This window comes from Actinophytocola sp. (genome assembly GCF_036555685.1).
Taxonomy (GTDB): domain Bacteria; phylum Actinomycetota; class Actinomycetes; order Mycobacteriales; family Pseudonocardiaceae; genus Actinophytocola.
This window is the reverse complement of sequence record NZ_DATBKY010000083.1, coordinates 1-10681: the sequence shown is the minus strand read 5'-3', so window position 1 is coordinate 10681 and position 10681 is coordinate 1. Positions and strand designations below refer to the sequence as shown.

8 protein-coding genes are annotated in these 10681 nt (G+C 67.3%); 2 read left to right on the top strand and 6 right to left on the bottom strand.

The features are described from left to right. Positions 1-782 (bottom strand): HxlR-like winged helix-turn-helix transcriptional regulator (locus VH969_RS08545; RefSeq protein WP_331973024.1); only part of this gene is annotated, 782 nt, incomplete at its 3' end. A gap of 95 nt (positions 783-877) precedes the next feature. Then, positions 878-1435 (bottom strand): dihydrofolate reductase family protein, encoded by a 558-nt coding sequence (locus VH969_RS08540; RefSeq protein WP_331973022.1) that lies wholly within the window; start codon positions 1433-1435, stop codon positions 878-880. A gap of 178 nt (positions 1436-1613) precedes the next feature. On the opposite strand from VH969_RS08540, the gene VH969_RS08535 reads away from it, so the two are divergent. Further along, a complete protein-coding gene (locus VH969_RS08535) occupies positions 1614-2264 on the top strand; it encodes a YceI family protein (RefSeq protein ID WP_331973020.1) in 651 nt (216 codons plus the stop codon). 278 nt (positions 2265-2542) lie between these two features. Here the strand turns inward: VH969_RS08535 and VH969_RS08530 are convergent, their stop codons facing one another. From VH969_RS08530 to VH969_RS08520, 3 genes are all read right to left on the bottom strand, one after another. Next, a complete protein-coding gene (locus tag VH969_RS08530; RefSeq protein WP_331973018.1) occupies positions 2543-3907 on the bottom strand; it encodes an acyltransferase family protein in 1365 nt (454 codons plus the stop codon). A gap of 217 nt (positions 3908-4124) precedes the next feature. After that, entirely contained in the window at positions 4125-5321 is a 1197-nt protein-coding gene (locus VH969_RS08525) for an acyltransferase family protein (protein ID WP_331973016.1), read from the bottom strand. Positions 5322-5565: 244 nt separating this feature from the next. Next, positions 5566-7158 (bottom strand): MFS transporter, encoded by a 1593-nt coding sequence (locus tag VH969_RS08520; protein WP_331973014.1) that lies wholly within the window; start codon positions 7156-7158, stop codon positions 5566-5568. A 274-nt stretch (positions 7159-7432) separates the two neighbouring features. Here VH969_RS08520 and VH969_RS08515 point away from each other — a divergent pair, with 274 nt between their 5' ends. Further along, complete coding sequence (locus VH969_RS08515) at positions 7433-8827, top strand: NAD(P)/FAD-dependent oxidoreductase (protein WP_331973012.1); 1395 nt, start codon at positions 7433-7435, stop codon at positions 8825-8827. 57 nt (positions 8828-8884) lie between these two features. Here the strand turns inward: VH969_RS08515 and VH969_RS08510 are convergent, their stop codons facing one another. Beyond that, positions 8885-10366, bottom strand: a complete 1482-nt coding sequence (locus VH969_RS08510) for an MFS transporter (protein WP_331973010.1) — start codon at positions 10364-10366, stop codon at positions 8885-8887. Positions 10367-10681: the final 315 nt, after the last annotated feature.

Genomic DNA, 10681 nt, shown 5'->3' with positions numbered 1-10681 from the left:
GCCGGCGCGGACGGCAGCCGGAACAGGTCGACGAAGGTGGGCAGCAGCGCCTCGTCACCGGTCACCACCACCTGCCCGGTGGCGACCGCGTCGGAGACGCTGACCGCGCCGGTGAGAATGCCCTTGAGCACGGTCCCCAGCTCGATGGTGGCGTCGGCGCCCGGCAGCGGACCCGCGTTGGCCGTGAGAGTGCCGTTGTCCACCCGGGCGTGGATCACGATCCCGTCGACGTGCAGCTCGAAGCCGACGTCGAGATCGCGCGCCGCCTCGGGGCGGAACGTCGAGCGCAACGCCATCACCACCGAGTCCTCGGTGAGGATGTCCTCGGGGCGCGGGGTGGCCAGCGCCATCGCGCCCCACCGGCTCAGCGCCAGCAGGACGTCCTCGACCGACCGGCCGTACTCGGTGAGCTCGTAGACTGCCTGGTCCCCGTCCCCAACGGGGTCCTGCCGGCGGATAACGCCGCTGTACTCCATTTCCCGCAACCGGGTGTCGAGCACGTTGGCCGAGATCCGCGGGAGGCCGACACGCAGGTCGGTCGCAGTCTTCGGGCCCACCAGGAGATCCCGCAGAATCAACAGGCTCCAGCGTTCCCCGATCATCTCGGCGGCCCGGGAAAGGCCACAGTACTGCCCGTACGTCCCGTGCATGATGTTCTGCAGCTCGGTTACCACGGTCTCCAACTGGGTCGGCTCCGTGGATTTGGTGGTGAGTTGGAAGAGGTCACTCGAAATGGTGACACCGTCGGAGTTCATGACAACTTTCCAGCCGTTGTCAGCCATGCGGGCCCTCCTGTCTGCTTGTCCCACCATGGTCCAACACGACCGGTACTGGACGCACCTTCTGGTTTGCCGTGCTTGATCTCCCGGCGCCACGATCAATCGTGTAGTACGCGCATCCACAGGTGCGTCGATTTCTCGCCCTCGACGACCCTGGACCGCTCAAGCCGGATCCGCCGTTCACCGAGGTCGGCGAACAACTTGGCGCCGGCACCGAGCAGCACCGGTTCGATATGCAGGATGAGCTCGTCAACCAGTCCGGCCCGCAGCGCCTGGTTGGCGGTGTTCGCGCCACCCATGAGATAGACGTTCCGGTCGCCGGCGGCTTCCTTCGCCATCGCGACCGCCGTCACCACGTCCGGCACGAACGTGAAGGTTGTCGCACCGGCCACCCGAACCTCGCGTGGCCGGTGGGTCGGCACGAACACCGGGACCTTGAACGGTGGATCGTCGCCCCACCCGTCGGTGTGGTCATAGACCGTACGACCGGCGACGACCGAGCCCATGGCGTTCACCGTCTCGTCGCCCATCCAGCGCTCGCCACCCGGGCGGATCACGTCGGCGGCATCGCCGAGCGGGTGCTCCGGGGTCGGATCCTTACCGGTGATAAACCCGTCCAACGACATTGACAAAGCGATCTGCACCGAGCCGCTCATACCTGCCTCCCTCTCGCAAACGGCTTCACTCGCCACCACACACTAGCGGCGGACACTCCGGGAGCAGCCGGCAGAGGGACCCGCGGGTCGAACACCGCAACCTCGAAGATGTCGCGTCGTCCATCTCCTATCGACAATGTGAGGTGCGAAACGGCCGGCTGTCGCGGCGTGTCACGCCGTGGGGCGTGGCCAGCCAGACAGCCGCGCGGTTGACAGGCGTGATTTCGACCGGCGTTGCGATCTAGGAGGCATTGTGAGCGAGACTGAGATCAATCCCATCGATCAGGGCCCGTTGCCGGGAGTGGTCGCCGGAACGTGGGTGATCGATCCCGCTCACTCGTCCGTTGGGTTCTCCGTGCGGCACCTGATGAGCCGAGTGCGGGGCAGGTTCACCGATTTCGCCGGCGAGATCACCATCGCGGATACGCCGGAGCAGTCCTCGGCGACCGTCTCCATCGAACTGGCGTCGGTGCACACGGGAAACGAGATCCGTGACAACCAGCTGCGCAGCAACGACTTCTTCGACGTCGAGCGGACCCCGAAGATGACGTTCTCCAGTACGGGTGTGCGCTCGGTCGGCGGTTCCTGGGTGCTCACCGGGGATCTGACGATCCGCGACGTGACCAAGGGCGTGGAGATCGAACTGGAATTCCTCGGCGTGGACCCGACGGGCCTTCAGGGTGAGCAGCGAGTCGGTTTCGACGGCCGCACGTCGATCCGGCGCAGCGACTTCGGGGTCAGCTTCGGGCTGCCCATCGAGGGCGGCAAGATCGTCATCAGCGACCACGTCGACATCCACCTCGAGATCGAGGCCGCGCTGAGCGCATGACCACGCGCTAGCGCACCAGAGACGATCGTACGAGCTGCCGAGGCGGACTGAGTCAGGCCACGCAGCCGACCATCCACATAAGACCACGGGTGTCCCGGACCGACTCGGCCGGGACACCCGTGGTCTTCCGCGTCCACGCCGTCCCCGGCGAGCGCGGCCGCACGGCGCTACCGCCGGCCTGATAGACCCCGCCGGCAGGCAGCGGCCGGACGCCTGGAGCCGACAGACCACTGGCCGGGCGGAGAAACCACCCGGCCAGTGCCGCCATCAGCTGCATCTCACAATGCCGGAACCTTGTCCGGTTCGTCAGCCCGCGGCGCGCTGTCGAGGACACGCTTCCTCGGGCGACTCCAGTGCTTCATCGCCGGAAGCTCGACGAACTTGTAGAGCAACCAGCCGCAGGCCAGGTTCATGACGAACAGTGCGAGGATGAGAAGGATGCCGCCGACCGTGCCGTACTCGGCGTCGCCGAACACCGCGGGCCGGATCGCGAACACGACGACCGCCTGGGCCATGAAGAACCCGAACGACACCTTGCCCAGCCACACCATCGGCCTGGTACCCAGGAAGGTACGGTTGCCGCTCAGGTTGGCCGACGCGAGCGACCCGATCGTCAGCGCGATCGGTACCAACGTGACGAGCGCGATGTTGTACGGGTACGGCACGACGAGCGTGAGCACGAGGCCGCCCACGGCCACCACCCCCACCAGCGAGAGGGGGATCCTCGGCCACCGGCCACTGAGCACGATGCGTGCGACGATCATGCCGATGGCGAACTCGAACAAGCGCATCGGCGGGAAGAAGTAGACGAACCAGAACTGCGGGATCGACACGTTCTGCCACGGCGGGGTGTCCGGGAGGACCGATCGCGAGATGACGGTGGCGGCGACGAGCATTGCCGCCAGGATGCCCGCCCACAGCCACAGCTTGTTCTCGGGGATCCGCTTGATCGGGATCAACATGAACGGGAAGACGGCGTAGAACAGCATCTCCCCGTTCAGCGACCAGGCCGGACCGTTCGCGCCACCCCAGAAGCTCGGGTCGGTGAACCACGTGTCGATGAAGAACAGGTTCAGGATGCCGTGGTTCGTGGTGAACACGCCGGCGAAAAGGAGCATGCACAGGGCCCAGGTCACGACGTGGCTCGGAAAGACCTTCACCACGCGCCGCCGCCAGAAAGACGTCAACCGGTCACCGGGTTTGGCGGACCAGGTGATGACGAATCCGCTGAGCAGGAAGAAGCACGACACGGCAACGATACCGAGCCGGAAACCGTTGTCGCCGAGGACCTTTACGAGGCCGTCGTCGCGAAACGGCGCCGCCAGATTGGGGTTGCCTGGGTTCTGCGGTTTCGAGACGTGGGTGAAGAACACCAGCAGTGCGGCGACGAACCGCAAACCGGTCAGCGCGGGTAAGTCCCGTCGGCGTGTGTTCGACGATTTCACGTCGACCAGCGGCGTGTTGGCGGACAATGTCAACTCCTCTATCTTAATCTGGCCGAGACCAGGGATAAAAGCCGTGTTGGCGAGGTCGTCGCTAAACGCATTACCTACCCTTTCTGTATTCGCGATCGACGACCTTAGAATAGCGTCCGACCAGGGGATACAATTATCGACCGTTGCGCACCACGCCATTGTGGACATGTCATTTCCAGGAAAAGCGCCGAACCGGGACGGGCGGCAACGCCGCCCGCCCCGGTTCGTAATCGGGGTTCAGTGCTCAGGCCAGGGCTCGCTCAGCGCCGGGATCCGGCACGCCGGCCGGCGCGGACCCGGCATGGGATCCGGACGGATACCGGGTGCCGACAGACCACTGGCCGGGCGGAGGAACCGCCCGGCCAGTGCCGCCATCAGCTGGATCTCACAATGCCGGAACCTTGTCCGGTTCGTCCGTCCGCGGCGCGTTGTCGGCGACACGCTTCTTGGCGCGACTCCAGTGCTTCATCGCCGGAAGTTCGACGCCGATGTGGAGCAGCCAGCCGCAGACCAGGTTGGTGGCGAACAGACCGAGGATGAGCAGGATGGCCCCGACCGTACCGAACTCGGCGTCGCCGAACACCGCGTACCGCAGCGCGAGCAGGACGGCCGCCTGTGTCATGTAGAACCCGAACGACACCTTGCCGAGCCACATCATCGGCCCGGTGCCGAGCACGGTTCGGCGACCGCGCAGATTCGCCGACGCGAGCGAGCCGATCGCAAGCGCGAGCGGGACGAGCGCGACGAGCGCGATCCGGTATGCGAACGGCACGACGAAGATGAGCGCGTAGCTTCCCACGAGCAGTGTGCCCACCACGGAGAACGGAATTCGTGGCCACCTGCCGCTCATCACGATGCGCGCCACGAACACGCCGAGGAGGAACTCGAACAGCCGCATCGGCGGGAAGAAGTAGACGAACCAGAACTGCGGAATCGAATACGCGCCGTTGTACGTCGGGGTTTCCGAGATGACCGTCACCGTGAAGAGGCAGGCACCGGCGTAGGCCAGCACGACGCCGCCCGCCCACCGCCACAACCTGTTCTCGGGGATCCGCCTGATCGGGATCAGCAGCAGCGGGATGAGGAAGTAGAACAGCATTTCGGCGTTGAGCGACCAGGCCGGACCGTTCGCGCCACCCCAGAAGGTCAGTTCGTTGAACCAGGTGTCGATGAAGAACAGGTTCAGGATGCCGTGGTTCGTCGTATACACGCCCGCGAAAAGGAGCATGCAGAGGGCCCAGGTCACGGCGTGGCTCGGGAAGATCTTCACGACCCGCCGCCGCCAGAAGGCCCGCATCCGGTCACCGGGCTTGAAGGACCAGGTGATGACGAATCCGCTGAGCATGAAGAAGCACGTCATCGCCATGTAGGTCGCGGGGGCGCCGAGGGTGGCGAGCACCTCGGTGACGCCGTGATCGCGGAACGGCTCCGCGAGATTGGCGTTACCGGGATGGATCGGGTCAACCACGTGACCGAAGAACACCACCAGTGCGGCGATGAACCGCAACCCGGTCAGTGCCGGCAGGTCCCCTCGGCGTGTGTTCGACGACTTCACGTCGACCAGCGGTGTGTTGGCGGACAATATCAACTCCTCTACCTCAACTGGCCGAGACCAGGGATAAGCGCGGTATTGGCGAGGTCGCCGCTAGACGCATTGCCTATCGTTTCTGTATTCGCGATCGACGACCTCAGAATAGCGTCTGCCAACCGGATTTGATTATCGACGGTTGCGCATCACGCCGCCTTGGGACATGTCATGTCCGCAAAACGCCGAAACGGGACGGGCGGTAATTCCGCCCGTCCCGGTTCTGGTTTCGGTTCAGCGCTCAGGCCACGGCCCGCTCGGCATCGGTATCCGGTTCCCCGCCCGCGTCGGCGTCGGCCGGTGGCGCGTCTTGTCCGGCGCCGAACGGCTGGACGTGCCCCATCCCGCGCCACGCCACCGTGGCGACGACGAGGTAACCGATCGCGGCGATCACCGCGACGGTGACCAGCCCGGTGTTGAACGCCCCGTGTGCCAGGTCGAGCAACGCGTTCCCCTGGGCCTGCGGCAACGTGCGCGCGACGGCCACCGCACCGGTGATGCCATCGCTCGCCGCCGCCGCGGCGTCCGCCGGCACGCCGGCCGGCACGGTGATGCTGCCCTGGTACACGGCGGTCGCCACGCTGCCCATCGCCGCGACACCGATCGCGACACCGAGCTCGCCGCCGGTCGCGATCATGCCACCGACCGCACCCGCCTTCTCCGGTGGCACGTTCGACATGACCACATGGTTGGTCACCGGGCCGATCGGGCTGGCCCCGATCATCACCAGGGTCATGCCGACTACCACGATCACGACCCCGCCGATAGACGCGACCAGCGTCAACGTCAACGCGCCCAACGCCGCGATCGCAAGCCCGGCGGCAACCACGCGAGCAGGCCGGAACACGTTGGCGAACTTGGGCGCGATCATGTTGCAGACCATCCCGATGAACGCCGCGGGCAGCATCACCAGACCCGCGACCAGTACCGACTTCTGCTCGACCAGCTGCAGGTACAGGGCGATGACCAGGGAGAGCGCGCCGGACCACAGACCACCGGTGATGAACACCGACATCCCGGAGCGGACCATCCTGTCCTTGAACAACCTCAGGTCGATCAACGGGTTCGGGATGCGCGTCTGCCGCCGCACGAACAGGGCGATCCCGAGGGCACCGAGCGCCAGGAACCCCGCGTCCCGCAGGCTGAACCCGGACCGCGTGGTCTCCTTCAGGGCCGCGACCAGCGGCAGGATCGCCACCAGGAACAGCGCGACGCTGCGCAGGTCGATCGAGCCGCCGTCCGGGTTACGCGACTCCTTCAGCACGACCGGCCCGGCCAGCAGGACGACCGCCATGATCGGGATCGCGATAAGGAAGACCGAGCCCCACCAGAACGAGTGCAGCAGGATCCCACCCACCGGCGGACCGAGCACGACGCCACCCGCGAGGGCGCTGGCCCAGATACCGAGCGCGAAGCCCATCTGCTTCGGGTTCTGGAAAGTGGCGACGATGATCGCCAGGGTCAGCGGCGCGATCGCCGCACCGGCCGCGCCGAGCACCGCGCGGGAGATGATCAGCATCGGCACCGAGGTCGAGAACGCGCACACCAACGAGGCGACCACGAACACCGACGAACTGATCAGCAGGATCTTTCGCCGGCCGAACCGGTCACCGACATGTCCCATGGTGACCGTCAGGCCGGCCACGATGAACGCGTAGATGTCTGTGATCCACAGCTGCTCGACCGGGCCTGCCTGCAGGTCGTTGGCGATATGCGGCAGTGCCAGCAGAAGGACGTTCAAATCCATCGTGACCAGCAGCGTGGGCAAGACCAGGACGGCAAGAACCAGCCATTCTCGGCGCCCCGCCTTCGGCGGCGAGTTTTCGACGGTCACGTTCTTGTCCCTTCCGTTGGCAACACGTCGGGCACCTTCGCCACGGACCCCAGTAATCCCACCCTGGACACCGCGGGCGGTGTCTCGTATCTCGAATGCTGACGCTGACACGCCGATCATCGGTTCGCATCTTCCAGCGTGCGCCCTTTCGCCCCTGACCACCATCTTTTCACCTCGCCCGGCACCCGCCAATCCGGCACTCCGCGATAACAGGGAGACATCGCACCGCTGTTACCGTCGAGCCCAAACCGGGAAAGGAAACACGATGAACTCGATGGCCAGGAAGCGCGCGGTCGTCCTCGGTGGAGCAATGGCAGGCACCCTCGCCGCGCGGGTGCTCTCCGAGTCCTTTTCGGACGTTGTCGTCATCGACCGGGACGACCTCGTCGGCGTGCGGGAAACCCGACGCGGCACCCCCCACGCGCACCACGCGCACGGTCTGCACTCGCGCGGCCATCACATCGTCGAGGAGCTGTTCCCCGGCCTGTCCGAGGAGCTCCGCGAGGCGGGTTGCCTGGCGTCGGACATCGGGCGGATTCGCTGGCACTTCAACGCGCGGCCCATCGCACCGACCGACGTGGGCCTGACGATGCTGGCCCCGTCGCGGCCGGTCCTCGAGTACCACGTGCGGCGCCGCGTGGCCGCGCTGCCGAACGTCCGATACCTGGAGCGGCACGACATCCTCCGCCCGCTGACCACCCCGAGCCGCGAGCGGGTCAACGGTGTCCTGGTGCGCAGGCAGTCCGACGGCGAGGAGCTCGAGCTCGAGGCGGACCTCGTGGTCGACGCCACCGGTCGCGGCTCGCGCCTGCCCGCGTGGCTGGAGGACCTGGGTTACGAGCGGCCGGCGGAGGATCGCATCAAGATCGGTCTCACCTACACCTCCCGGCACTACAAGGTGGACCCGAAGTGGTTCGAGGGCGCGCAGTCGATCGTCTTCATCGCCTCCCCCGCGCACCCGCGGGGCGCGTTCTTCGGCCACCTCGGTGACGGCATCTGCGTGCTGTCGTTGACCGGCATCCTCGGCGACGTGCCGCCGACCGACCCCGACGGCTTCCTCGAGTTCGCGCGGACGCTGCCGGGCTCGGTGATCTACGACGCGATCCGCGAGTCGGAGCCGCTCGAGGACGCGGTCAGCTTCCGCTTCCCGGCGAGCGTCCGGCGCCGGTACGAGCAGCTGGACCGGCTCCCGGACGGGCTGCTGGTGCTCGGCGACGCCGCCGCGAGCTTCAACCCGTTGTACGGCCAGGGCATGAGCGTCGCCGCGATCGAGGCGTACGAGCTGCGCAAGCTGCTGCGCAAGACGGCCGGCCGCATCGACCCGAAGAAGTTCGCCAAGGTGGTGGCGAAGGTCGTCCAGACGCCGTGGGACATGAACGCGGGCGGGGACCTCGCGTTCCCCGGGGTGCCGGGTGAGCGCACGGCCCGCGTCCGGTTCGCCAACGCGTACATGGCGCGCCTGCAGTACGCCGTGAGCAAGGACCCGAAGGTCACCAGGGCGTTCATGCGGGTGGCCGGCATGATCAACCGGCCGGAGTCGTTGTTCAAGCCGACCCTGGCGGCCAGGGTGCTGCGGCTCGCCCCGCGCATCCCGGAGCCCGGTCCATCCTGGTTGGACGCCGAGAACGCGAGCAACGCACCGGACACCGATCTGCCGAAGGCCGCTTGACACACACCGAAAGCTGGGGCGGACATCCGTTGTCCGCCCCAGCTTTTCGTTGCCCCATCAGGCGACCTTGCGACCCCGCTCGTCGGTGATGGCGGAGACCGTCGCGCTCCGGCGCGGCCTGCCGAGCAACAGCGCGGCGAGCACGCCGAGCACCGTGAACCCGATGGACGCGGCGTAGGCGATCGAGAAGCCGGTGGTCGCCGCGGTGCGCGGGTCGGGACCCGAGGCCGCCGCCACGGCGACCGTCGACACGATCGCGATGCCCAGTGCGCCGCCGATGTGGAACGCGGCGTTGTTCACCCCGGACCCGACACCGGCGTCGCGGGCGGGCACCCCGGCCAGACCGGCGACGGAACCCGCGACGAACGCGAGCCCGAGGCCGGGACCGAACAGCAGCATGCCGGGCAGCATGTCGGCGACGAAGGTGCCGTGCGGCGAGATTCCGGTCAGGACGAGGGAACTGAAACCGGTCAGCAGAAGGCCGGCGAGCGCGACGGGCCGCGGGCCGTACCGGTGCACCAGCGGGCCGCCCGCGAGCGTCGAGCCGAGGATCGTCATGACCGTCATGCAGGCGAACATCAGTCCGTACTGGACCGGCGAGTAGCCGAGGACGACCTGAGCGTACTGCGTCATGATCATGCCCAGGGCACCGTGCACCGCCATGCCGACGGCGAAGATCACGAGGTTGCCCCCGACGAAACCCTTGCTGCGGAAGTAGTACAACGGCAGCAGGGGCGACGCGGAGCGGCGCTCGACGAACACGAACGCGACCAGCAGCACGGCGACGGTGACGAACAGCCCGATGGTCCGCGTGCTCCCCCAGCCGGCCGTGGGCGCGTCGACGATCGCGTACACGAGCAGCACCATGGCCACCGTGCTGGTGAAGGCGCCCGCCAGGTCGAAGCTCCGGGCGCGGTCGCGGTCGAAGCTCTCCTTGAGCACCAACGGGCTCAGCACGACCATGAGCACGGCGACCGGGATGTTGACGTAGAAGATCCAGCTCCAGCCGGGCCCGGTGGTGAGCGGCCCGCCGAGCAGCGAGCCGACCGTGCCGCCGACACCACCCGCCGAGCTCCAGATGCCGAGCGCCATGTTGCGTTCGCGGCCCTCGGGGAACATCGTCATGAGGATCGACAGCGCGGTCGGCGTCATGATCGCCGCGGCGAAGCCCTCCAGCACCCGCGCGGTGATCAGCACCTCGACCGACCACGCGAGCCCGCAGAACAGCGCGGACACGGCGAGAAGTCCCGTGCCGAGCATGAACATCCGCCGCCTGCCGGCGAGATCGGCGATGCGGCCACCGAGCAGCAGCAGCCCACCGAAGCTGAGCAGGTAGGAGCTCAGCATCCACTGCACGGCGCCGGGTGAGAGCCCGAGATCCACGGTCATCGAGGGAACCGCGACGAACACGATGGAACCGTCGAGAATGATGATGAAGGTCGCCGCGCACAGCACGGCCAACGCCGCCCACCGCCGCGCACCGAGGCGCGCCGGCCCGGAGATGGCCGATACGGCCGCGCGACTGCTGACACCGTCCATGAACACCGTCCCAGTCCAGCCCCGCCGGACAACGACAGGGCGACACCACTTTCGAAAACGAGGCGTCACCCTGCCGGACGCTCGCGATTCGATTGTGGCAGCGGGGATTCCGGCGACGTTCTTCGCGGATGCGGTTGCGCTCCCTCGGCTCCGATCCGCCGTCCACCCGACGAAGTCGGGTGGCCTCAGCCTGCCAGAAGAGCCTCCGGCGTCGACGGCGGGTCGCCGAGGCATGCGGCGTTGTAGCGGTCGAGGCATGCCTGCGCTTCCCGGGTCGCCACGAGAAAACGGGCGGCCGGGTCGGCACGAGTCGTC